Raw genomic sequence first — 24327 nt, forward strand, 5'->3', positions numbered from 1 at the left:
CCCGGCACCGCAAAGGTTTACTTCAGATTGCCACTCAGGAACTGCTGCAAGCGCTCGCTCTTCGGGTTGCCCAACACATCCTCAGGCGCGCCTTGCTCTTCGACCATGCCCTTGTGCAGGAACAGCACTTGGTTCGACACCTTGCGCGCAAAGCTCATCTCATGGGTGACCATGATCATGGTGCGGCCTTCCTCAGCCAGCCCCTGGATCACCTTCAACACTTCACCCACCAGTTCCGGGTCCAGGGCTGAGGTGGGTTCGTCGAACAGCATCACTTCCGGCTCCATGGCCAACGCGCGGGCGATCGCCACGCGTTGCTGCTGACCACCGGAGAGAAACGCCGGGTACTGGTCGGCCACCCGTGCCGGCAGGCCAACCTTGTCCAGATAGCGGCGAGCACGGTCCTCGGCGTCTTTCTTGCTGCAACCCAATACCCGGCGCGGGGCCATGGTGATGTTTTCCAGCACGCTCATATGGCTCCACAGGTTGAAGTGCTGGAAGACCATCGCCAGCCGCGTGCGCAGGCGCTGCAATTCGGCGTCGTCGGCCACGCGCATGCCGTGGCGGTCGTTGACCATGCGGATCTGTTTGCCGTCGAGGGTCATGGCGCCGTCGTTGGGGGTTTCCAGGAAATTGATGCAGCGCAAAAAGGTGCTTTTGCCCGAGCCGCTGGCGCCGATCAGGCTGATCACATCTCCGGTCTTGGCCTTGAGCGAGACACCTCTGAGCACCTCATTGTCGCCATAGCTTTTATGCAGGCCTTCAACGGTCAATTTGTACATGGGGCGTGCATCCTCAAGGCGAAAGTAGATAGCCGCTGCGGTAGGCCTCTGAGCCTGCGACATGGCCGATGACCATCCCCGCAGTGGCCATGCGGCGTAGCGAACGGGCGTAAAGCAGGCCTGCGTTGTGGCAGTGCACGGGCGTTACGCGGTCGGTAATGGGGTCGATGATCTCAGCGATCAGTTGCCCGGCTTCCAGGTATTCACCGGGCAGGGCGCTGAACACCAACAGGCCGCCCACCGGCGTCGCCACGGGTTCGACGCCTGCCAGGGGCGTGGCCGGGTAGGGGAGGTCGGGCAGCGGTGCCGGGTCGCCGGCAATTGCGCCGAAGTGAATCAAGTAATCGATGATCGCCTGGCAATCGAGGCTGGCCAGGCCGTGGTTGACGTCGCCCTGGCCGCGCAGTTCGACGGTTACCGAAAAGCTGCCCATGGGAATCGGAAAGCGCCCGGCAAAACGTTGCTGCAACTGCCACCAGACCAGGGTGAAGCACTCATCGAAAGACTGCCCGCCGGAGTCGGTGGCCAGCAAGTTGGCTTCCGAGCCTATATAGCGCGCCAACGGCTCCACCCGCGGCCAGGCCTCTGGTGTGGTGTACAGGTGCGCCACGGCTTCGAAGTCGCAATGCAGGTCCAGCACCATGTCGGCGTCGCACGCCAGGCGCTGCAGTACCAGTCGTTGAGACTGCAACTGGGTTGCGGCGGTTTGCCCGGCCAAGGCGGTGCTCAATGCGGCGCGAATCAGTTCGACATTGTGTTGCGGATCATCTCCGAGCAGCGCCTCGACCTGGTTGCCCACCTCATCACTGAGGTCGACAAACAGGCGATTGAAGTTCTGCCCGCTCTCCAACTCGTAGCGGCCCAGGGGGATATCCATCAACACCTGTTCCAGGCCCACCGGGTTGGCGATGGGCACCAACACGATCTCGCTCAACAGCCGCCCAGCCGCCGCCAATTCGGCGAGGCGCATCTTCAAGTGCCAGGCCACCAGCATGCCGGGCAGCTCATCGGCATGCAGCGACGACTGGATGTAAACCTTGCCTGCGGCCTGCTGCGGGCCGAAGTGGAAACTGTGGATTTGCCGCGCCGTGCCTGGCACCGGCGCAATCAGTTCATGTAGCTGATGACGCATGAAGGCTCCTTAATGGCTCGGCCCGAGAAAGGCCAGCCAGCGACGTTCCGCCAGCCGAAACAGGCCGACCAGGGCAAAGGTCACGGCGAGGTAGATCAGCGCGGCAATGCCGAACGATTGAAAGGTCATGAAGGTCGCCGAGTTGGCATCTCGCGCCACTTTGAGGATGTCCGGAATCGTCGCGGTAAACGCCACGGTGGTCGAATGCAGCATCAGGATCACTTCGTTGCTGTAGTACGGCAGCGAACGGCGCAGTGCGGACGGCATGATCACATAGGCGTACAGCTTCCAGCCGCTGAGCCCGTAGGCCTTGGCCGCCTCGACTTCGCCGTGGGCCATACTGCGGATGGACCCGGCGAAAATCTCCGTGGTGTAGGCGCAGGTGTTAAGGGCGAAGGCCAGGATCGTGCAGTTCATTGCATCGCGAAAGAACGCATCCAGTACCGGTTGTTCGCGCACGGCGGCGATGCTGTAGATGCCGGTGTAGCAGATCAGCAACTGGATATAGAGCGGTGTGCCACGAAACAGGTAGGTGTAGAACTGCACCGGCCAGCGTACCAGCGGGTTGCGCGACACGCGGGCGATGGACAGCGGGATCGACACCAGAAAGCCGATCACCAGTGCGGCGCTGAGCAACCACATGGTCATGGCCAGGCCAGTAATGTGTTGGCCGTCGCTGTAAAGGAACGGGCGCCAGTATTCCTGCAAGAGTTCGATCATCGCACCGCCTCCCGGGAGCCTGCGGAGTAGCGACGTTCAAGACGGCGCAAGACAAAGTTGGAGACGCTGGTGATCACCAGGTAGATCAGCGCGGCCAGCACCAGGAAATAAAACAACTGATAAGTGCTTTTGCCCGCGTCCTGGGCCGCCTTGACCAAGTCCGCCAAGCCTATGATCGATACCAGTGCGGTGGCCTTGAGCATCACCATCCAGTTATTGCCGATGCCCGGCAGGGCGAAGCGCATCATCTGCGGGAAGGTCACGTAGCGAAAGCGTTGCCCGCGCTTGAGCCCATAGGCAGTGGCGGCTTCCAACTGGCCACGGGGCACGGCAAGGATCGCGCCGCGAAAGGTCTCGGTGAAGTAGGCACCGTAGATAAAGCCCAGGGTGATCACCCCGGCGCTGAATGGGTCGATCTCGATGTATTCCCATTCCATAAAGTCGGTCAGGCCGGTCAGCCAGGTTTGCAGGCTGTAAAAAATCAGCAGCATCAGCACCAAGTCGGGTACGCCACGGATCAACGTGGTGTAGAGCTGGGCGGGAATGCGCAGGAAGGGCAGGCTGGAGAGTTTGGCGCTGGCGCCGAGCAGGCCCAGCAACACGCTGACGGCCAGGGACAACACCGACAACTTGAGGGTCATCCAGGTGCCTTGCAGCAACAGCGGGCCGAAACCCTTCAAGCTGAACGCGCTCAGCCCGAGGGTTTGCAACAGATCTTCGAACATAAATCAGGACCTATGGCGATAAAAAAGCGCCCCTCCACTGGAGGGGCGCCCCGGGCATTATTTGCCGCTGTACAGGTTCAGATCGCCAAAGTGTTTCTTCTGGATAGTGGCGTAGGTGCCATCATCGTGTAACGCTTTGATACCTTTATCCAAAAGCGCCTTGAGTTCAGTGTTACCTTTTTTGATACCGATCGCGGTTTTCGACGGCAGCAATGGGTCGTCAATAGCTGCGCTGACTTCGTAGCCGGCACCGGCTGGCGACTTCAGGAAACCGAGTTCGGCTTGCAGCATGTCCTGTACGGAAGCGTCGAGACGGCCGGAAGTCAGGTCAGCATAAACCTGGTCCTGGTTGGCGTAGGCCTTGGTGGTCACACCGGCCTTGTCCAGCACAGCCTTGGCATAGGCTTCCTGGATGGTGCCTTGCTCGTAGCCCACGGACTTGCCTTTGAGCGACTCAGGTGTCGAGAAGCCAGCGCCTTTCTTGAACACCAGCGAGGTTGGGCCGGAGAACAGCTCGTTGGAGAAGTCGATGGCCTTTTCACGCACCGGGGTCACGGTCATGGAAGAGATCACGCCGTCGAACTTGTTGGCCTTCAGGCCTGGGATCATGCCGTCGAAGTCGCTTTCGACCCACTTGCACTTGACCTTCAGCTCGGCACAGATGGCATTGCCCAGATCGATATCGAAGCCCACAAGGCTGCCGTCAGCAGCTTTGGATTCGAAGGGCGCGTAGGACGGATCGACACCAAAACGCAATTCCTTGTATTCCTTGGCCAGCGCGGTACCGGCGGCCATGCACAGAGCCAGTGCAGAAAGGGTCAGCAATGCTTTTTTCATTATGTAATCCCTGGAAACCAAGATAAGCGCTTGTGGCGCGTTTAGGACTGTTACTGAACGGTGTCAGACGGAACACAAGTAGCAATTTCTGCACCATAGTTCCGAATGATCGTTTTAAAAGGTGGGAAGAGGGAATCTTGAGTGTAGGAGATGCCCGAAAGTGGGCATCGGAAAATGAGTGCACCATTACGAGTCATACGGAAATTAAAACCTGGGAGCGGGCGTTACGTCAGGCCAGGAGATCTTGCAGAGTGGCGAGGCTGTCGGCTTCCTCTACCGCCTTGTCCTGGCGCCACCGCAACATCCGCGGAAAGCGCACCGCAATCCCGCTTTTATGCCGCTTGGACAGGGCGATCCCCTCAAACCCCAGCTCGAACACCATACTTGGCGTGACGCTGCTGACCGGGCCGAACTTCTCCACCGTAGTCTTGCGCACAATCGCGTCGACCTTGCGCATCTCCTCGTCGGTCAGTCCGGAATAGGCTTTGGCAAACGGCACCAGGCTGCGCTCGCTGCCGGGCGGGCCGTCCCACACGGCAAAGGTGTAGTCGCTGTAGAGGCTGGCGCGCCGGCCATGGCCGCGCTGGGCGTAGATCAACACGGCGTCGACGCTGAACGGGTCGACTTTCCACTTCCACCACAGGCCCATGTCCTTGGTGCGGCCGACGCCATACAGGCCTTGGCGATTCTTGAGCATCATGCCCTCGACGCCGAGGCTGCGGGAGGCTTCGCGTTGCTGCGCAAGGTCCTGCCAAGTTGCACCCGTCAGCAGCGGTGAGGGCTGCAATACCGGTTGGTTGCACACAGCAATCACCTGTTCCAACTGTGCGCGGCGCTCGGCCTGGGTGTGGTTGCGCCAGTCGTCGCCCGCATGTTCCAGCAGGTCGTAGGCCAGCACCGCCACCGGCGCATCCTCAAGGACTTTTTTGCTCAGGGTCTTGCGACCGATACGCTGCTGCAACAGAGCGAAGGGTTGCACTGATTCTTTCCACACCACGATTTCGCCGTCGATCACCGTGCCATCGGGCAGGCCACTTACCAGGCTGTGGAGTTCGGGAAAACGGTCAGTCACCAATTCTTCACCCCTGGACCAGACCCACAGGCGCCCCTCGCGCTTGACCAGTTGCGCTCGAATGCCGTCCCACTTCCACTCCACCTGCCAGTCGGCTGGGGAGCCAAGCAATGCATCGAATTGCTCTACCGGCTGCGACAACCCGTGAGCAAGAAAAAACGGATACGGCTGACCGCCGCGTTGCGCATGTTCGTCGGACGATTCTGCGGCGATCAGTTTGAGGTAGCCTTGGGGTGTCGGGCGGTTGGACAGATCGGTGTAGCCCACCAGCCGCTGGGCCACGCGTTTGCTGTCCAGCCCGGCCATGGCGGCAAGGGCGCGGGTGACCAGCAATTTGGATACGCCCACACGAAAGCTGCCGGTGATCAATTTGATGCACACCATCAGGCTCGGTTGATCCAGCTGTGCCCATAACGCTGGCAGGCGCTCTGCCAGATCCTGAGGTGAGAGGCCGCGCAAGGGCAGGAGTTTTTCTTCCAGCCACACGGCGAGGCCGTCTTCTGAGGTGTAGGTTGATTCCGGCAGCAGCAGGGAAATCGTTTCGGCCAGGTCTCCCACCGACTGATAGCTCTCTTCGAACAGCCAAGGCTCGATGCCGGACGCTTCGGTGGCCATGTCCCGCAGCAGGCGCGTCGGCACCAGTTGTCGAGGGCGTCCGCCGGACAGGAAATACACTGCCCATGCCGCATCCTCAGGCGGCGCCTTCAGGAAGTAGGCTTGCAGGGCCGCGAGCTTGGCGTTACTGGAAGTGGTGGCGTCGAGGTTGGCGTACAGCTCAGCGAAGGCCTTCATGCGCTGACCTCTTCTTCGTCGTCACCGTACTCGGTGGTGAAACCCTGGGCGTCCAGGCCTTTTTCCCGCAAGTGGCGCACCAATACGCCGACTGAGCCGTGGGTCACCATCACCCGTTCCGCGCCGGTTTGTTCGATGGCCCACAACAAGCCGGGCCAGTCGGCGTGGTCCGAGAGCACAAAACCTCGGTCCACACCGCGCCGCCGCCGTGTGCCGCGCAGGCGCATCCAGCCGCTGGCGAACGCGTCGCTGTGGTCGCCGAAACGCTTGATCCAACTGCTGCCGCCGGCGGAGGGCGGGGCAATGATCAGGGCTTGGCGCAGCAGCGGGTCGGTCTTGGTGAAGTCACCGGCGTAGAGCGTCTCGGGAATGTAGACGCCGGCCTCGCGGTACACCCGGTTCAGCGGTTCGACTGCGCCGTGGCTGAGGATCGGGCCGATGCTGGCGTCGATGCCATGCAGGATGCGCTGGGCTTTGCCGAAGGAGTAGCAGTACAACACGCTGGCCTTGCCGGCGGCGATATTGACCTGCCACCAGTCGTTGATCCCGGCAAAAATCTGCGCCTGGGGCTGCCACCGGTAGATCGGCAGGCCGAAGGTGGATTCGGTGATAAAGGTGTGGCAACGCACCGGTTCGAAGGGCGCGCAGGTGCCATCAGGCTCGACTTTGTAGTCGCCAGACGCCACCCAGACTTCACCTTGGTATTCCAGGCGCACCTGGGCTGAGCCGAGCACATGCCCGGCCGGATGGAAACTCAACGTCACGCCGTGATGCTGCAGTTTCTCGCCGTAGGCCAGGGTTTGCAGGTTGATGTCCTGCCCCAGGCGAGAGCGCAGGATGCCTTCGCCGGGCGCGGCGGCCAGGTAATGCTGGTTGCCGGTGCGGGCGTGGTCGCCGTGGGCGTGGGTGATGACGGAGCGTTCTACCGGGCGCCAAGGGTCGATGTAGAAATCACCGGCGGGGCAATAGAGACCTTCAGGGCGGGCGATGACAAGGTCCATGGTGTGTGCCGTGGGCGATGGGCTTATCAGTAGGAGGAGAATGAACCTGGAGAAGTTCTATCTAAATGCAGAGAGCCAAATGTGGGAGGGTGCTTGCTCCCGATGGCGGTGGATCAGTCAAATTTGTATTGGCTGACCCACTGCTATCGGGAGCAAGCACCCTCCCACATTTTGACCCGGTTTCTTCAGGAGAAAGCCGGTTTATTTGCCTGGAGTCAGGGTCAACCGAGCTTTCCCATAGACCTTCTCAAAGTTCTGCGGCTGCATCGGGAAGCTCAGGTATTGCGCCTTGAGCGACGGGTCGATGCCATTGGCGTAGCTCGGGCTGGCGGGATTGCCGGATTGGCCGATGCCGCCCTGGCCCATCATCGGTTCCACCTGGCCGAAGTCGACGATCATGCGCAGCGCCGGGACTTGGGTGGTGTTGAAATCCTGGCCCCAGCTATACGGCGCCGGGTTCAAGGTGTTGTGGTCACCGCCGGACGCCAACGGGCCGCGAATGACTTGGCCAGCAGTGTTCTTCCAGGTGGTGCTGTGCAGCTTGCCCCACTGCCAGGCCTTGTGATCGGCGCCCAGCTGGATGTCGCCCGCGGTGATCGCGGCCGCGAGGCTGCGGGCCAGGATCGCCGGTTTGTCTTCTTTCTGCGGTGTGCGCACGTCGTCCCAGAACGGGCTGTCTTCGCGGCTCAGCAAGTGGTCGGCCTGAGCGGCGTAGGAGAGGTTGGCGTTGCTGACAAACGCTTTCCAACTGGCGCTGTTTTCCGGGCCGAGTTCGTCGAGGAAGATCTGCTTGGTACTTTCCTGCAGGAATAACTCATAGAGGGCCGCGTCGGCGGATGTCGCGACGAGGCGACCGTCGAAGGCCATCAGGCGATTCAGCGCTTCACGCGCTTTGGTCTGTTCGGCCGCAGGCAACCCATCAATCGCCTGTTTCAGCGGCTGGGCCATGCCCGGTGCCTGGAACATGGTCTTGAGCTTTGCGGCGAACGTGGTGGTCTGGTCGTATTGCATGGCGATCACGCTACGACTGTCGTGTTTGCCGGCATTGGCCAGTTGCGCCAGGCGCTCGCTGCGCTCCGGGGCGTCCCAGGAGTTGGACAACTGCATGCCATAGCCACGCGGCGCGGTGCGCTGGTTGGCGGTGCCGATCCAGCCTTGGGCCGGGTCCTGGTCATAAGGATGCAGCATCGCGTCGGCGTAGCCGTCCCAGTCAAAACGCGTATCCCAGCCTGGCGACGGCAGCAGACCTTCGCCTTCGCGGCGGTTGGGGAAACGGCCGGTGACCTGCCAGCCGATATTGGTGGCGTCGGCGAACACCATGTTTAAGGCAATGGCGCGAATCTCGCGGGTCGCATCCGAGGCTTTGGCGACGTTTTGCGCGCGGGACAGGTCGAAGAACGCATCCAGGCTCTTGTCGTCTTTAAAGTCGGCTGTTTGCAACGCCAGGCCCAGACCGCTGGTGAGCGCCTGGCTGCTGTTGAGCAGGGCGCCGTGACGGGTTTCGTAGACAACTTCGCGAGTCGAGCGCTGGCCTTTGACGAAGAAGGTTTCATTACGCACGCCGGCCGGCAGCCATTTGCCGTTGTTCTCGTAGTACAGCGCGTTGCCTTGGCGTTTGACCTTTTCCAGGAACAGGTCCTGGGTATCGCCCTTGACCGTGCTCATGCTCCACGCGACTTTGCCGTTGAACCCGGACAGCAGCGTTGGCAAGCCGGCAATCGAGGCGCCGACGGCCTGGTATTTCGGGGCGCGAATCTGCACGTAGCTCCATGGCGACGGTGCTTGCGGTTGGGCGGCGAGGTCGTTGGCCAGCAGGCTCTTGCCACTGCGGCTGCGCTGCGGGCCGATGGCCCAGTTGCTCGACGTGGTCACGGCCAGGGCATTGAGGCTGCCCAGTTGCTGGCTGACGGTGTCCAGCCCCGCCAGACCGGTGATCTGGCTGAAGTTCACACCCTTGAGCTTCTCGGCTTCGGCCAGTGGGATGGGCTCGTCCGGTGCGCTTGGGGTAAGCCAGGCGAGTTTGTCGACGCCGACTTTTTGCGCGAGCACCAAAGAGGCGAGCTCTTCTTGCAGGTTGGCCGACTCGCTGAAATTCAGCAGGCAGAACAACAGCGCCGAATCTTCCGGCTTCCAGTATTCGGGCTTGTAGCCGGTCTGGGCCAGGTCCGGCGGCAGCTTGTCGCGGTAGCGGAACAGGTAGGCGTTGACGCCACGGGCATACACTTCGAAGAAGCGCTTGAGGCGCGGCGATGAGGCGTTGTACAGCTCGCCGGCGCTTTTTTTCAGGTTGACCGCACGCATGAAGCGGTCGACATCCAACACCTCTGGGCCGGACATTTCTGCAAGACGGCCTTGGGCCAGCAGGCGCAGGGTGACCATCTGGGTGATGCGGTCACTGGCGTGCACATACCCAAGGCTGAACAGTGCGTCGTGGAATGTGTTGCTTTCGATCAGCGGCATGCCTTGGGCATTGCGGCGCACCGACACGTTTTGTGCCAGGCCTTTGATCGGCTGTACGCCCGCAACGGGCGGCAAGGTGTCCTGGGTGCTCTGGAGCTGGCAACCGGCCAGGCTTAATGCACTGGCCACTGCCGCGGCAACGCCGAACCGGGGGAGAAAATGTGAGAGGGCTGGCGAGGCCATGGCAAAGCTCCTGCGGGGGGTAGCGTCAGTAAAGGCGCTACGTTAGTGAGCGCGGCGAACCGACGCAAGCAGGAGCTCAGCCTTATTTTCATGAACGGCCCAAGAGGACTTGGGCGGATTGGCTTTCCGTGCCCCTTCATATGCCCGAACCGTCGCCGGGCGCCTATTACAGTATCGGGCTTACGCCCCGTGGCACTTCTTGAATTTTTTCTCGCTGCCGCATGGGCAAGGATCGTTGCGGCCAACGTCCTTCAACGCGTTGCGCACAGGCTCTTGATGAGCGTGGCCGCAGTTCGGGCCGTGGACATGGCCGTGATCGTGGCCGTGGTCGTGATCATGGTGATCGTGATCGTGGTTGCAGTCAGGACCATGGACATGGGGTTGCTGAGTCATTGATGTCGCTCCGGAATAAAATCGCCGGGGATTATCACGCCATTGTGGGCCACCTGCACGTCATAACCGATGAATAATCCGGTTTTGAGCTCGCCTTCCAAGCGATAGGGCACGGGTTGGTCGGGTTTTTTCAACAGCTGCACGACACTGCGTATCTGCGGCCAGAGGTTGGTGCGTACGGAAACTTTGAAAAACGCATGGCTTCGGGGCGGCACGGTGAGCCATTCGTTGGACTCGCCTTCGGTCAGCACAAAATCATCCAGGGTGACCTTGTAGATCAGACCGCGTACGGTCAGGTCGGCGTCGTCGCGGTTGTCTACGCGAAAGTACAGTTTGAATTTCTGTTCCAGCAACTTGGCCCGCACCACTTCGACCTTAACCAGAGAGACGTGGGGCGGCGGCGCGTCGTCCTCGAACCACGAAGCGCAGCCGCTTAGACCGAAGATTAACGCCAGCATCAAGCTGTAGATCCGGAGCATGGCGTTGGTCCTATTGTGGTTAGAAGTAGCTGGAGCAGCACTTCTTGAATTTTTGCCCGCTGCCGCACAGGCACGCGTCATTGCGCCCAGCCTTCACCTCCACCGTCGGATCGATGAAGTACCAGCGCCCGTCATTCTGTACGAAAGAAGACTGTTCGCGGTGGCTATGTTCGCCGGTGCTGTCGTGCCAGCGCGCAGTAAAGGTCACGAAGGCATGTTCCGGCTGGCCGCCGAACACCTCCGAGCTTTCCACCTCAAGGCCGAGCCAGGTGCTCTGGGCACTCCAGGCGCTGATGGATTCGCGATCCAAACCCGCCTGTTGCGCGGGCAATGTGGTCGCCACCAAATAGTCCACCAGGCCCAGCACATAGGCGCTGTAGCGCGAGCGCATCAACGCGCTGGCGCAGGGCGCCGGGTGACCGGCGTGATAATGGCCGCAGCAGGCATCCAGCAGGTTGCCACTGCCGCAGGGACAAATGGATGTACTCATTGGGTTACCACCAATACTTACCGAAATTTTCCGGGTTGGCCCAGAAGCGGGCATTGAGCCAGTCCGGCACCTGTTTATAGTCAAGCAGATCGTAGGTAAACAGCGTCAGCACCTGCTCATCGCGCTGGAAGCGTTCGCCGGCCTGCAGGGCCAGAGAGAAGAAATCGGTGTCCTTCCAGTCGCAGGCGCCCAGGTCCACCAGCACCGCAATGCGGCTGGCGTTGAGGTTGCGAATCCCGCCGAGCAGGGTCAGGCCTTGGGGTTTTGACAGGTGCTCCAGGCAATCGACCACCAATGCCAGGTCAAAGCGCAGCGCGGCCAGCTCTGCGGGCAACGGCCCAGGCGTTGCCACAAACACTTGGGTGTCGGGATGCGCTTCCTTAAAGGCATCCAGCGCCGGGAACTGGCTGGCACCCAACAGCAACAGGCGTTTGGGCTGGTGCAGATCGAGCAATGCGGCCAGGGCTTGCTGGGGGGTACGGGCAGAAATACCAGCGGTCATCAGAGATCCTCACATCAGGACCGTAGAGACTAGCGCGGCTGAGCGTGTGGGCCTAGAGCAGGTGATGGCGAAAAGTCCTACCTTGATGTTCATCCTCAATGAATACGGGGATGGGGTTCCGCGGCACAGATCCTCTCTTTAATCGCCGCCCTTTCAAGTTTTTTGAACCTTCACTGGCAAATCGCCTGTAGAAGTCGTTACTGTGCGATCAAAGAAAAATTTGAAAACACTCAGGAGCCCCATGATGCGTAAGGTTTTTCTGTTGGCTCTGTTGGCCAGCCCCGTTGCCCTGGCCCAGAGCGTCAGTGTCGAAACCAACTCGTTGATGCGCCTGCCCAGCAGCACCAGTGTGTTGCAGCTGGAACGCTTGGAAGTGGCGGACTACGGCACCTTGCTGATCCCCTCGACCATCAGCCAGGTCACCGTCGATGAGCTGCATTTGGGGCGCGATGCACGTATCGCCATTGTCCCCGGCGCTGTCGGACTGCAATTGCAGGTGGGTCATGCGCAACTGGAACATGGCAGCCAGATCACCTCGCGCGGCGCGCCAGGCACCCATGAAAAACCTGCGAAAGCCGGTCGAGACCTGACCTTGCGCATCAATTCGCTGGCGGCTGAAGAGCTGTCGGTGGATGCCCGTGGCGGCGCCGGTGCTCAGGGTTATGCCGGGCTTGATGGTGCCAATGGTGTGGACCCGGGTTGCACATGGGGCTCAGCCGGGCGCGGTTTCAATGGTGATAATGGCGGTGATGGCCTGCCGGGGGGCGCGGGTGCGCAGGTACGCGTGGAGTTGCCTAAGGACTTCCCGGCTGAACATATCAAGGTCTGGGTGGACGGCGGCGCTGGCGGGCTGGCGGGTACAGCGGGCAAACCGGGCAAAGGCGGGGAATCCAAAGGCTGCCTGGTGTATCGCGCCGATGGCGGCGAAAAGGGCCGTCCTGGTTTGGAAGGACAACCGGGGCCGGTTGGGCCTGCGGGGACTGTGACTATTCAGCGTCTCTGATACTTCAAGCCCCTCCCACCTTGGAATGCATTCCGGGTGTGGGGGGCTTGCTGCCGATAGCGGGCTAAAGGTCGTCTCAGAACATCGGCCGAGCCGAAGCAATCGCGACCACCACCAACCCAACAATCAGATTAACCCCCACTAACTTACGAATCTGCCCCAGCGCAGCCGCGCCCACCGGCCAATCCTCAGCCGCCACCGCCGCCTTCAACTCCGGAAATTTCAACGCCTGGATGCGGATAAACAACGCGGTCATCACCAGATACAAGCCCATCATCACCTGCACGTAACGCGGTGCAGTCTCAAACCCGCTGAAACGCAGTTGCAGCAGGCCCACACCGCTGATCGGCAAAACCAGCACCGCCACCCATACCCACACGAAAAAACGTTGAAACACATTTGCCCACAACTTGAGTCGGGCAGGGCCCTCAAGTGCCGCCATGGCGGCGGGTCGCAGGATCATCCAGGCGAAAAACATACCGCCCACCCATACCAGGGCGGCCAATACATGCAGGGTGTAAGCGAGGCTAAACGCGGTCATTGTGGTACTCCGTTCTGCGCGGGATTAATTAGCGGGGTATGATAGCGGCCGATCCGAACCACTGAAAATTTATCCAGCGTTTTTTGCGCCCGACTATCCATGATCAGCACTGAACTCAAAACCACGATCCAGGGCGCCTACTCGCGTTTTCTCGAAGCCAAGAGCTTGAAACCGCGCTACGGCCAACGCCTGATGATCGCCGAAGTGGCCAAGGTCCTCGGGGATATCGACACCGACGACGAAGGTCGCCGCGAAGGTGATCCAGCGGTCGTGGCCGTCGAAGCCGGCACCGGTACCGGCAAGACCGTTGCCTACAGCCTCGCTGCGATCCCGACCGCCAAGGCCGCAGGCAAACGCCTGGTGATCGCCACCGCTACCGTCGCCCTGCAAGAGCAGATCGTCTACAAAGACCTGCCCGACCTGATGCGCAACAGCGGCCTGAACTTCACGTTTGCCCTGGCTAAGGGCCGTGGCCGCTACATGTGCCTGTCCAAGCTCGACGTGCTGCTGCAGGAAGGCCACGCGCAGACCGCCACGGCGTCGCTGTTCGAAGAAGAAGGCTTCAAGATTGAGGTTGATGAAGTCAGCCAGAAGCTGTTTACCAGCATGATCGAGAAACTGGCCGGCAATAAATGGGACGGCGACCGCGACAGCTGGCCCACCGCCCTTGAAGACGCCGACTGGGCACGCCTGACCACCGACCATAGCCAATGCACTAACCGCCATTGCCCGAACTTCGGTCAATGCGCTTTCTACAAAGCGCGCGAGGGCATGGGCAAAGTCGACGTAATCGTCACCAACCACGACATGGTCCTGGCCGACCTGGCCCTGGGCGGCGGCGCCGTCCTGCCGGACCCTCGCGACACGCTCTATGTGTTCGATGAAGGCCATCACCTGCCCGACAAGGCCATCGGCCACTTCGCCCACTACACGCGCCTGCGTTCCACCGCCGACTGGCTGGAAACCACCGCGAAGAACCTCACCAAATTGCTCGCCCAGCACCCGCTTCCCGGCGACTTGGGCAAGCTGATTGAGCAGGTGCCGGAGCTGGCGCGGGAGATCAAGACCCAGCAGCAGTTCATGTTCAGCGCCTGCGAGCAGGTCGCCGACTTCAAGCCCGGCGAAGATGTGGAGGGCCGTGAGCGCCCACGCCACCGCTTTGTCGGCGGGATGATCCCCGAGCATATGCGCGAAATGGGCATTGAACTGAAGAAAGGCTTTTCACGCCTGACTGACCTGTTTACCCGTCTCACGGATTTGCTCAAGGAAGGCATGGATGGCGAGGTCAATATCGGCATCGCCAGCAACCAGGCCGAGGAGTGGTACCCACTGTTCGGCAGCCTGTTGTCCCGTTCCCAAGGTAACTGGGAGCTGTGGACCGCGTTTACCGTCGAAGACCCGGAAGACAACCCGCCCATGGCCCGTTGGCTGACCTTGTCGGAAAGCGGCGCGCTGTTTGATATTGAGGTCAATGCCAGCCCGATCCTCGCCGCCGAAATGCTTCGGCGCAATCTGTGGAACGTGGCCTACGGCTGCCTGGTCACCTCCGCCACGCTGACGGCCCTGGGCACTTTCGACCGGTTCCGCATGCGCGCCGGGCTGCCGAAAAAAGCCGTCACCGCCGTGGTGCCGAGCCCGTTCCATCACGCCGACGCCGGTGTGTTACGGGTGCCGGACCTCAAGGCCGATCCTCGGGACGCGCCGGCCCATACTGCCGCGATCATTCGTGACTTGCCGGGCTTGGTCGAAGGCTCTCGGGGCACGCTGGTGCTGTTCTCGTCGCGCAAGCAGATGCAGGACGTGTTCGACGGCCTCGACCGCGACTGGCGCAAGCAGGTGTTTATCCAGGGCAACCTGTCCAAGCAGGAAACCCTGAATAAGCACAAGGCGCGCGTCGACGGCGGGGACTCCAGCGTATTGTTCGGCCTGGCGAGCTTTGCCGAAGGTGTCGACTTGCCGGGCGCGTACTGCGAGCACGTGGTGATCGCCAAGATCCCGTTCTCGGTGCCGGATGATCCGGTAGAGGCCGCGTTGGCCGAATGGATCGAAGCGCGTGGCGGTAACCCGTTCATGGAAATCTCGGTGCCGGATGCTTCGTTGAAGCTGGTGCAGGCCTGCGGGCGGTTGCTGCGTACGGAAGAAGACCGCGGCACCATCACCTTGCTCGACCGTCGTTTGGTCACCCAGCGCTACGGCAAAGCTATCCTGAATGCTTTACCGCCGTTCCGGCGCGAAATTTCTTAAGCCACTGTGGGCGGATTCGCCCACTTCGTGGTCTATCTCATCAATGTCATCAGGCCATTCACCGGCCGTTTGGGAGAACCTTGCTCGTATGATTCGCACGCTGCCCGCCCTTTTTGCCCTGCTGTTCGCTGCGCCCTTGATGGCGGCGCCCGCCGGGCAACAAACCCTGTTCAACTTCGTCCGGCCTGCCGATGTGGTCAAGGTGGCGACCCAGGACGCCAGCCTGCCGCAATACAACGCCGAGCAAACCCCCGAAGGTGAGGTGTTGCGCCGTATCACCTTCAACCCGGCCGCTGAACCCAGCTTGGTGCTTAGCCCGCAGACGGGGGTGTGGGACTGGTCGCAGTCCAGCGCCATGAGCCTGCGTATTCAGAGTGCCATGGACTGGGCGCTGACCCTTTACGTCAAGGTGCAGAGCAGTGACGGCAAGACGTTGGTCAGTCGAATCGACCTGCCGGCCGGCCCGGCACAGACCCTGCTGATCCCGCTGCAAGCCAACTCGCCGCTGAGTCAGGGCATGAAGGCCGGCCCGCCGATGCCGATTACTGTTGATGGCCAGCGTGTGTTGCTGGCTGGCAGCGCTGGGGAAATCGACCGCAGCCAGGTGGTCTCGGTGACGTTGTCGATGATCAAGCCCAACGCGGCCCAAAGCATCCTGCTGGAGCGCTTTGGTGTGCAGGACAGTGAGCCGGTATTGAAGGCCGCCTACAGCGAGTTAGTGGATACGTATGGCCAATCCACCCGTGCGCGTTGGCCAGAGAAGGTCAGCAGCGACGAGCAGCTCAAGGCCGCCGCGGCCAAAGAGCAAACCCAGCTTCAAGGCTGGCTGGCTGCGCGGGATAAGTCCGCATTGGACAAGTTTGGTGGCTGGAACAAAGGCCCTGCATTCAAGGCCAGCGGATTTTTCCACACGGAGAAGCGTGACGGCCGCTGGTATCTGGTAACGCCTGAGGGCCATCCGTTCTACTCCCTGGGCGTCAATACCGTGGCCCCGGATAACAGCCAGACCTACGTGGCCGGTCGTGAATGGATGTTTGCGGCGTTGCCCAAGGCTGGTGAGCCCTTGGATAAGTATTACGGCAGCGGCGATAACCGCACCGGTAACGGTGCGGGTGAGGGGCGCAGTTTTGGCGCCGGGCGTTGGTACGATTTCTATGGCGCCAACCTGCAGCGGGCCTATGGTGGCGAAGGCTTCGACCAGAAACGCTGGGTGACTCACACCCTGGACCGCCTGCAGGCCTGGGGTTTCAACACCGTGGGCAACTGGAGCGACGAGGCTTTGGCCCGTGCCGACCGCGTCCCCTATACCTTGCCGCTGTCGATCGTCGGCGATTACGCCAGCATCAGCACCGGCACCGACTGGTGGGGCGGCATGCCCGATCCGTTTGACCCACGCTTCGCCATGGCGACCGAGCGTGCCGTTGCGATTGCTGCCCGCGACCATCGCGACGACCCGTGGCTGATCGGCTTCTTTGCCGATAACGAACTGGCCTGGGCAGGGCCGGGTGATGATCCGAAATCCCGCTACGCCTTGGCCTACGGCACGTTGCGTATGACCACCGACGTTCCAGCCAAACGCGCTTTCCTCAAACAATTGCGGGACAAGTACCGCAATGAAGAAGGCTTGTCGAAAGCCTGGGGCATCGAATTGGCGGGTTGGGAGCTGATGGAAGATCCAGGCTTTGAACCACCGATTCCCAACCCTGAGCACCCGGAAATCGAGGCCGACTTTAAATACTTCCAGAAAACCTTTGCCGATGCTTATTTCAAGACCATCTCCGATTCACTGAAATGGCACGCGCCGAACCAGTTGTTGCTGGGTGGTCGCTATGCGGTGAGCACGCCCGAGGCTGTGGCTTCGTGTGCACAGTATTGCGATGTGCTGAGCTTCAACATGTACACCCTCAAGCCCCAGGACGGTTACGACTTCGCTGCGCTGCGCGCGTTGGATAAACCCGTGCTGATCACTGAATTCAACTTTGGCTCTGCCGATCGTGGCCCGTTCTGGGGCGGCGTGACCCAGTTGGCCAGGGAAGAGGACCGTGGCGCGGCGTACGCCAACTTCCTCAAGCAAGCCATGGCCGAACCGTCAATTGTGGGTGTGCACTGGTTCCAATACCTGGACCAACCCGTGACCGGCCGTTTGCTGGACGGTGAAAACGGCCACTTCGGCTTGGTGGGCATCACCGACGTGCCTTATCAGGGCTTTGTCGACAGCGTGCGTAAAAGCAACCTGGCGGCGGTGGACCAACTGGGCAAGGAGGCGGAAAAGGCCAAGGCGGCAAGCGCTGTCCGTGAAGGTGAAGGCGGTAAGTCTGGGCATGACGGCAAAGGCGCAGGGCAGGGCGCCGGGCATGCCGGTGGGCACTCCGCCAACGGTCATTGATTGATCGCTGACGGGTTCACAAAACCTACAAGGGCTGGAACAATGTCGGCCACTTTCAATGGTGTTTTTCGAGGCGGCTTACGTGCAGATTCAGGGTCATTACGAACTCCAGTTCGAAGCGGTACGTGAAGCGTTTGCCGCGCTGTTCGATGACCCACAGGAGCGTGGCGCCGGGCTTTGCATTCAGATCGGCGGCGAAACCGTGGTCGATCTGTGGGCCGGCACCGCTGACAAGGACGGTGCCGAGGCCTGGCACAGCGACACCATCGTCAATCTTTTCTCCTGCACCAAGACATTTACTGCCGTCACGGCCCTGCAATTGGTGGCTGAGGGTAAGTTGCAGTTGGACGCTCCAGTTGCCAAGTACTGGCCGGATTTTGCCGCTGCCGGTAAGGACAGCATCACGCTGCGCCAGTTGCTCTGCCATCAGGCGGGTTTGCCGGCGATCCGCGAGATGCTGCCCACCGAGGCCCTGTATGACTGGCAACTGATGGTCGACACCCTCGCGGCCGAAGCACCCTGGTGGACGCCGGGCCAAGGCCATGGCTACGAGGCGATCACCTACGGCTGGCTGGTCGGCGAACTGCTGCGCCGCGCCGATGGGCGTGGGCCTGGTGAATCCATTGTGGCGCGCGTTGCACGGCCGTTGGACCTGGACTTTCATGTGGGCCTGGCGGATGAAGAGTTTTATCGTGTTGCCCATATAGCGCGCAGCAAAGGCAATATGGGCGATGAGGCTGCGCAACGTTTACTGCAAGTAATGATGCGTGAACCCACCGCCATGACCACACGGGCATTTGCCAATCCACCGTCTATTTTGACCAGTACTAATAAACCTGAATGGCGACGCATGCAGCAGCCCGCGGCTAATGGTCACGGTAATGCGCGTAGCCTGGCGGGTTTTTATAGTGGTTTGTTGGACGGTAGTTTGTTGGAAGCCGACATGCTCGAAGAGTTGACCCGTGAACACAGTATCGGGCCGGATAAAACATTATTGACACAAACTCGCTTTGGCTTGGGATGCATGTTGGATCAACCGCAGTTGCCTAATGCCACATTCGGCCTTGGCCCGCGTGCTTTTGGGCATCCTGGTGCAGGCGGATCGGTAGGGTTTGCCGACCCCGAACACGATGTAGCGTTTGGTTTCGTGACTAATACATTGGGGCCTTATGTACTTATGGACCCTCGTGCACAGAAGTTGGTCGGAATATTGGCCGGTTGTCTGTAAACCCCTTGCTGTTTCACATTTTTTTGTTACAAAGGCAACTATAAGAAGACGCTGAACGAAATGATGTAACTTTAATGTTCTGTAAGCGTCTGTTTAACGGGTCATCCAGACCCCCGTTTCTTTTCTCATTTTGTGGATATCTCATGTTATCGAACAAGTCCTTGGCACTGGCGCTTTGCCTCACCATTACCGGCTGCGCACAAACTCCACAGAATGATGCCGAGGGTGGGCATTGGTGGTCATTTGGATCTGATAAGGCCGCTACCAAGGACGTCGTGACCCAGACCGAGGCCAAGCCTGATGCCAAACCCGCAGCTGGCGCCAAGCCTGCCGCACCTGTAGCCGCTGCGCCTGCTCCGGCGGCCAAGGCTGACACCGGCTCCAGCTGGTGGCCGTTCTCCTCCAAAAGCACCGACGAAAAGGCTGCCGATGCCAAGGCCGCAGACCTGAAAGCCGACCTCAAGGCCGCCACTCCTGCCCCTGCCGCCGCACCAGCCGTCGCCAAGACCGACAGCGAAACTCACTGGTGGTGGCCGTTCGAAAGCAAACCCAAGCCATTGTCCAAGGTCGACGTGACCAACGTGCCGATGCCGGACCCGAAAATCACCCAGGCCTGGTTGGACGACTATGAGCCGCGCCTGCGCGCCGCCATCAAGGACAGCAACCTGCAACTGGAACGTCGCGACAACGTGCTCGTCGTGATTGCGCCGGTCGATGGCTCCTACAACCCAAAACGTCCAGCCATGCTGTTGCCGGTTACCCTTGGCCCGTTCACGCGTGTTGCCAAGGCTGTTGAAGCAGACCCCAAGACCGCCGTACTGGTCTTGGGTCACGTTGACGCCACCGGCACCGCCCCGGCGAGCCAGGCGCTGAGCAGGGAGCGCGCACAGTCCATCGCTTCGATTTTCAGCCTCAGCGGTTTGAAGCAGGATCGCCTGATGCTGCGTGGCATGGGTGACCTGATGCCACGTGCCGCCAACGACAGCACCCAGGGCCGTGCGCTGAACCGTCGCATGGAAATTATGTTCACTCAGCGTACAACTATGTTGGCGCTGCTGAGCAAGTACAACTCGGGCAAGACGCCGCCTGTGGCTGAAATGGTTGCCGTGCAGAACGTACCTGCACCGGCTCCGGCAGCCAAAGCTGCGGCGAAAAAAGCTCCGGCCGCGAAGAAAGCTGCCGCCAAGCCAGCCGCTAAAAAGGCGCCGGCCAAGCCAGCTGCCAAGAAAACTGCCCCGGCCAAAGCCAAGGCTGCTGCACCGGCGAACGACCAGGCAAAAAACTGATCTGCTGAACCAGAAGGATAAAGCCGCATGACCCAGGCACTGGCCGATATGCGCCGTGACTACACACGGGACGGTTTGAGCGAGGCCCAGGCCCCGGGCGAGCCGTTTGCGTTGTTCCACCAGTGGTTTGCCGATGCGGTGAAAACCGAGCAGCCCCCGGTGGAAGCCAATGCCATGACCCTGGCTACGGTCGACCAGGAAGGTCGCCCGCACTGCCGCATCCTGCTGCTCAAGGGCTTGGATACGCAGGGCTTTACCTTCTTCACCAACTATCAGAGCGCGAAGGGTGAACAACTCGCGGCGCGGCCGTTTGCAGCCATGACGTTTTTCTGGCCGACCCTGGAGCGCCAGGTGCGCATCGAAGGGCGGGTGGTCAAGGTCACGCCTCAGGAGTCGGATGCTTATTACCAGGTCCGTCCTCTGGGCAGCCGTCTCGGCGCTTGGGCTTCCCCGCAAAGCCAGGTCATTCGTGACCGTGAAGAACTGCAAGACCTGCTCACGGCCACTGAGCAGCGCTTCAGCGATACCCAGCCCGACTGCCCCGAGCATTGGGGTGGCTATCGTCTGCTGCCGGAGCGTATTGAGTTCTGGCAAGGTCGCGCCAGCCGCCTGCATGACCGCTTGAATTACCGCCTGCAAGGGGGCGAGTGGACCCGCGAGCGCCTGGCGCCCTGAGCGTCACCTTTCGTCACTTCATCTGAATGTTGTTCGCAGCACCGACGTCTCTATGGGAGAGACTTCGGTCGCATGCGGCTGCGCGGCTACAATGATGAAACCGTTGTGACATCTCTTGGTACACGAACTGAGCTACCGTTTGTCGAGTTTTCCGGTGTGCGCAGTCTGTACTCAGGCTGAATGAAAGCAGTTTTCTGCGGTGCTTGCCGTGACAGGCGCCAAGCCGCAGCGTCTAATGAACACCTGTCCTTTGGAGTTGATGCTATGCGTAAGTCCGTTTTACTGGTTGCCTGCTTTACCACCCTGTCGCTGCTGCTGGGTGGCTGCGCCTCAAGTTTGACCGGCGATTCGTATTCCCGTGATGAAGCGCGTCGTGTACAGACCGTGCGCATGGGTACCATCGAATCCCTGCGTCCGGTGAAAATCGAAGGCACCAAGACCCCAATCGGCGGCGCTGCCGGCGCAGTCATCGGCGGCGTTGGCGGCAGCGCCATCGGCGGCGGCCGTGGCAGCATCGTCACTGCTGTGATCGGCGCAGTCGCTGGCGGCCTGCTGGGCTCGGCCACTGAAGAAGGCCTGACCCGCACTCAAGGCGTGGAAATCACCGTTCGCGAAGACGATGGCAGCATGCGCGCTTACGTCCAGGCTGTGCAGGAGAACGAAATCTTCCGCATTGGCGACCGCGTGCGCATCATGACGGTCGATGGTACCAGTCGCGTTACCCGTTAATCGGTAAGCAGCAGGTAAAGAAAAACCCCAACCGGGTGACCGGTTGGGGTTTTTTTGTGGGCGCTTTTTCTGGGGGATCAGGCTTTTTTACGACTCGCCATCGCCGTCACCAGATATCCAATACATGCTGCCAATATCGACCCGGTCAGAATCCCCATTCGATCCTCGCCGGCAAATTCGCTGGCGCCCGGCACGAATGCCAGGGAGCCGACGAACAGGCTCATGGTGAAGCCGATACCGCACAGGATCGCCACGCCGAAGACTTGGCCCCAGTTGGCGCCGTTAGGCAGTGTGGCGAGACCCGTCTTGATGGCCAGCCAAGTGAGGCCGAACACACCGATGGTCTTGCCGATCAGCAGGCCGGCGGCAATGCCCATGGGCACGTGGTGGGTGAAGCTCTCCAGGCTGACGCCGGTGAGGGAAACGCCAGCGTTAGCGAAGGCGAACAGCGGCAGGATGCCGTACGCCACCCACGGGTGCAGAGCGTGTTCGAGGGACAGCAGCGGCGAGGGCTCGGCGTTCTTAGTGCGCATCGGGATGCAGAACGCCAGCGTCACGCCGGCCAGTGTGGCGTGCACGCCACTCTTGAGCACGCATACCCACAGGATCAGGCCGACGATCAGATAGGCCCAGAGCTTGATCACTCCGAGGCGGTTCATCGCGATCAAGGCCACCAGACAGGCGCCCGCGCCAGCCAAGGCTGCACCGGACAAATCGGCGGAATAAAACACTGCGATCACGATGATCGCGCCCAGGTCATCGATAATCGCCAGGGTCATCAGGAACAGTTTCAAGGACGTCGGGACGCGCTTGCCCAGCAGCGCCAACACGCCCAAGGCGAAGGCAATGTCGGTGGCCATGGGGATTGCCCAACCGGAGAGGGCGGCGGGGTAGTCCTTGTTGATCGCCCAGTAGATCAGCGCCGGCACCACCATACCGCCGATGGCGGCTGCACCGGGCAGGACCACTTGCGACGGTTTGGACAGATGGCCGTCAAGCAACTCGCGCTTGACCTCCAGGCCGATCAACAGGAAGAACAGAGCCATCAGGCCATCGTTGATCCACAACAAGGCTGGCTTGTCGATTTTCAACGCGCCAATCTGCGCCACCACCGGCACGTCGAGAAACGCGCCGTACAGGTGGGACAACGGTGAGTTATTGATGATCAATGCCAGGGCCGCAGCGGCGATCAACAACAGACCGCTGGCGGCTTCCAGCTGGAAGAAACGAGTGAAAGTGCTACGCAGAGCCAAGGGGTGCTCTCCAATCCGGATTCAATAGGCGGGTACCCTAACCCGTACCGTTAGTTGTTAAAACAAAAGTTATATTCTTATTTGTTATAAGCAATGGGCAGGTTCAGCGTTGCGTCAGGGGCTTGAAATTGTGTGTCCAATTGAGACGTTACTGTATCTGTGTCGAGTGTAGGAAAGATCCTAATATTGACCTGGAAATTCTTAGAGAAACCGACCATGAGTGACCATCGTCCCTGGGCTCGCGAAGCCATTCGTATCATCGAAGCAGACTTCCAGCGCAGCGCTGACACCCACCTGATCCCCTTGCCGCTGCCAGGTTTGCCGGGTATCGAGTTGTACTTCAAGGACGAGTCGAGCCATCCCACCGGCAGCCTCAAACACCGGCTGGCCCGCTCGCTGTTTCTGTATGCGCTGTGCAATGGTTGGCTCAAGCCCGGAGCACCAGTGATTGAAGCCTCCAGCGGCTCCACGGCGATCTCCGAAGCCTACTTTGCTCGGCTGCTCGGCCTGCCGTTTATCGCGGTGATGCCGGCCACCACTTCCCAGGAAAAAATCGCGCAGATTGCCTTCTATGGCGGTAAGAGCCATCTGGTAAAAGATCCCACACAGATCTATGCAGAATCCGAGCGCTTGGCGCGGGAAAGTGGCGGTCACTTCATGGACCAGTTCACCTACGCCGAGCGCGCTACCGACTGGCGCGCGAACAACAACATCGCCGAGTCGATCTTCCAACAGATGCGTTTCGAGCAGCATCCCGAGCCGAGCTGGCTGATTTCCAGCCCCGGCACCGGCGGCACCACGGCGACATTGGGTCGCTACGTGCGGTATCGCCAGCACGCCACCCGCGTGCTATGCGCCGATGCTGAGCGATCGGTGTTTTTTGACTATTACCAGACGGGTGACGCCAGCCTGCGCCTGGACTGCGGTTCGCGTATCGAAGGCATTGGCCGGCCACGGGTCGAGGCGTCGTTTTTGCCGAAGGTGATCGACGCAATGGTCAAGGTCCCGGATGCGCTGTCACTGGCAGCCATGCATTACTTGGCAGAGCGATTGGGGCGGCGAGTGGGCGGTTCCAGCGGGACCAACCTGGTTGGCGCGCTGGTGGCAGCGCAGCAGATGAAGGCTGCGGGGGAGTCGGGTTCTATCGTGGCGATCTTGTGCGATGGTGGCGAGCGATACGCCACAACCTATTACAACCCGGTGTGGTTGGCGGGGCAGGGGTACGAGTTGCAAGGGCTGATCGCGGCCGTTGCGGCCAGTGTGGAGCGGGGCGAGCCGCTACCGGATTGCATCCTGCGCGCTAACATCTGAAATCACGCAAAAACCGTGTGGGAGGGAGCTTGCTCCCAATGAAGGTGGACCAGTCACATGTGTCCTGACTGATCCACTGCTATCGGGAGCAAGCCCCCTCCCA

Annotated in this window: 22 protein-coding genes; 8 read left to right on the top strand and 14 right to left on the bottom strand. The window is 60.7% G+C overall.

The annotated features are described in order from the left end of the window. Positions 1–17: 17 nt before the first annotated feature. From AOA61_RS05290 to AOA61_RS05345, 12 genes are all read right to left on the bottom strand, one after another. Positions 18–782, bottom strand: coding sequence for an ABC transporter ATP-binding protein (locus AOA61_RS05290; protein WP_032891624.1), 765 nt, complete (start codon positions 780–782; stop codon positions 18–20). 13 nt (positions 783–795) lie between these two features. Next, positions 796–1914 carry a succinylglutamate desuccinylase/aspartoacylase family protein gene (locus AOA61_RS05295; protein ID WP_032891623.1) on the bottom strand — a complete coding sequence of 373 codons (1119 nt, stop codon included), beginning with the start codon at positions 1912–1914 and terminating at the stop codon, positions 796–798. Positions 1915–1923: 9 nt separating this feature from the next. Continuing rightward, complete coding sequence (locus tag AOA61_RS05300) at positions 1924–2634, bottom strand: ABC transporter permease (RefSeq protein ID WP_032891620.1); 711 nt, start codon at positions 2632–2634, stop codon at positions 1924–1926. Then, complete coding sequence (locus AOA61_RS05305; RefSeq protein WP_032891617.1) at positions 2631–3359, bottom strand: ABC transporter permease; 729 nt, start codon at positions 3357–3359, stop codon at positions 2631–2633. Before AOA61_RS05305 ends, AOA61_RS05300 begins: the two co-directional genes overlap by 4 nt. A gap of 57 nt (positions 3360–3416) precedes the next feature. Further along, complete coding sequence (locus AOA61_RS05310; RefSeq protein WP_032891615.1) at positions 3417–4196, bottom strand: transporter substrate-binding domain-containing protein; 780 nt, start codon at positions 4194–4196, stop codon at positions 3417–3419. 229 nt (positions 4197–4425) lie between these two features. Then, positions 4426–6060, bottom strand: a complete 1635-nt coding sequence (locus AOA61_RS05315; protein WP_032891614.1) for an ATP-dependent DNA ligase — start codon at positions 6058–6060, stop codon at positions 4426–4428. Next, positions 6057–7061, bottom strand: coding sequence for a ligase-associated DNA damage response exonuclease (locus tag AOA61_RS05320; protein ID WP_099601282.1), 1005 nt, complete (start codon positions 7059–7061; stop codon positions 6057–6059). The genes AOA61_RS05315 and AOA61_RS05320 overlap by 4 nt, the downstream gene beginning before the upstream one ends. 201 nt (positions 7062–7262) lie before the next feature. Continuing rightward, on the bottom strand, positions 7263–9704 hold the full coding sequence (locus AOA61_RS05325; RefSeq protein WP_099601283.1) for a penicillin acylase family protein: 2442 nt from the start codon (positions 9702–9704) through the stop codon (positions 7263–7265). 180 nt (positions 9705–9884) lie between these two features. Continuing rightward, positions 9885–10097, bottom strand: coding sequence for an SEC-C metal-binding domain-containing protein (locus AOA61_RS05330; RefSeq protein ID WP_099601284.1), 213 nt, complete (start codon positions 10095–10097; stop codon positions 9885–9887). Then, positions 10094–10576, bottom strand: a complete 483-nt coding sequence (locus AOA61_RS05335; RefSeq protein WP_032891606.1) for an LEA type 2 family protein — start codon at positions 10574–10576, stop codon at positions 10094–10096. The genes AOA61_RS05330 and AOA61_RS05335 overlap by 4 nt, the downstream gene beginning before the upstream one ends. Before the next feature lie 19 nt (positions 10577–10595). After that, positions 10596–11066, bottom strand: a complete 471-nt coding sequence (locus AOA61_RS05340; protein WP_032891604.1) for a YchJ family protein — start codon at positions 11064–11066, stop codon at positions 10596–10598. Between the two features lie 4 nt (positions 11067–11070). Then, positions 11071–11568, bottom strand: coding sequence for a DUF6231 family protein (locus AOA61_RS05345; protein WP_032891602.1), 498 nt, complete (start codon positions 11566–11568; stop codon positions 11071–11073). A gap of 244 nt (positions 11569–11812) precedes the next feature. Between AOA61_RS05345 and AOA61_RS05350 the strand changes: the two genes are divergently transcribed. Next, entirely contained in the window at positions 11813–12571 is a 759-nt protein-coding gene (locus tag AOA61_RS05350; RefSeq protein ID WP_032891600.1) for a hypothetical protein, read from the top strand. A gap of 76 nt (positions 12572–12647) precedes the next feature. Here AOA61_RS05350 and AOA61_RS05355 read toward each other — a convergent pair whose 3' ends face one another. Continuing rightward, the gene (locus AOA61_RS05355; RefSeq protein WP_099601285.1) at positions 12648–13112 is read right to left on the bottom strand and encodes a CopD family protein; all 465 of its coding nucleotides are present in this window, start codon (positions 13110–13112) and stop codon (positions 12648–12650) included. Between the two features lie 99 nt (positions 13113–13211). Here AOA61_RS05355 and dinG point away from each other — a divergent pair, with 99 nt between their 5' ends. From dinG to AOA61_RS05385, 6 genes are all read left to right on the top strand, one after another. Next, positions 13212–15356 (top strand): ATP-dependent DNA helicase DinG, encoded by a 2145-nt coding sequence (gene dinG / locus AOA61_RS05360; protein WP_032891598.1) that lies wholly within the window; start codon positions 13212–13214, stop codon positions 15354–15356. Positions 15357–15444: 88 nt separating this feature from the next. Continuing rightward, positions 15445–17742, top strand: a complete 2298-nt coding sequence (locus AOA61_RS05365) for a beta-galactosidase (RefSeq protein WP_032891597.1) — start codon at positions 15445–15447, stop codon at positions 17740–17742. 82 nt (positions 17743–17824) lie between these two features. Next, on the top strand, positions 17825–18970 hold the full coding sequence (locus AOA61_RS05370; protein ID WP_099601306.1) for a serine hydrolase domain-containing protein: 1146 nt from the start codon (positions 17825–17827) through the stop codon (positions 18968–18970). Between the two features lie 143 nt (positions 18971–19113). Further along, positions 19114–20256: an OmpA family protein gene (locus AOA61_RS05375; protein WP_099601286.1), complete on the top strand. Its 1143-nt coding sequence runs from the start codon at positions 19114–19116 to the stop codon at positions 20254–20256. A gap of 27 nt (positions 20257–20283) precedes the next feature. Further along, the gene (pdxH, locus tag AOA61_RS05380) at positions 20284–20931 is read left to right on the top strand and encodes a pyridoxamine 5'-phosphate oxidase (RefSeq protein WP_032891594.1); all 648 of its coding nucleotides are present in this window, start codon (positions 20284–20286) and stop codon (positions 20929–20931) included. A gap of 264 nt (positions 20932–21195) precedes the next feature. Further along, the gene (locus AOA61_RS05385; RefSeq protein ID WP_003189251.1) at positions 21196–21660 is read left to right on the top strand and encodes a glycine zipper 2TM domain-containing protein; all 465 of its coding nucleotides are present in this window, start codon (positions 21196–21198) and stop codon (positions 21658–21660) included. Between the two features lie 77 nt (positions 21661–21737). On the opposite strand, the gene nhaA is transcribed toward AOA61_RS05385, so the two are convergent. Continuing rightward, positions 21738–22913, bottom strand: coding sequence for a Na+/H+ antiporter NhaA (gene nhaA, locus AOA61_RS05390; RefSeq protein WP_032891593.1), 1176 nt, complete (start codon positions 22911–22913; stop codon positions 21738–21740). A gap of 216 nt (positions 22914–23129) precedes the next feature. On the opposite strand from nhaA, the gene AOA61_RS05395 reads away from it, so the two are divergent. Next, on the top strand, positions 23130–24224 hold the full coding sequence (locus tag AOA61_RS05395) for a PLP-dependent cysteine synthase family protein (protein WP_099601287.1): 1095 nt from the start codon (positions 23130–23132) through the stop codon (positions 24222–24224). Positions 24225–24327 lie beyond the last annotated feature (103 nt).

It is taken from the genome of Pseudomonas sp. 2995-1, from assembly GCF_002742505.1.
GTDB classification, from domain to species: domain Bacteria; phylum Pseudomonadota; class Gammaproteobacteria; order Pseudomonadales; family Pseudomonadaceae; genus Aquipseudomonas; species Aquipseudomonas sivasensis.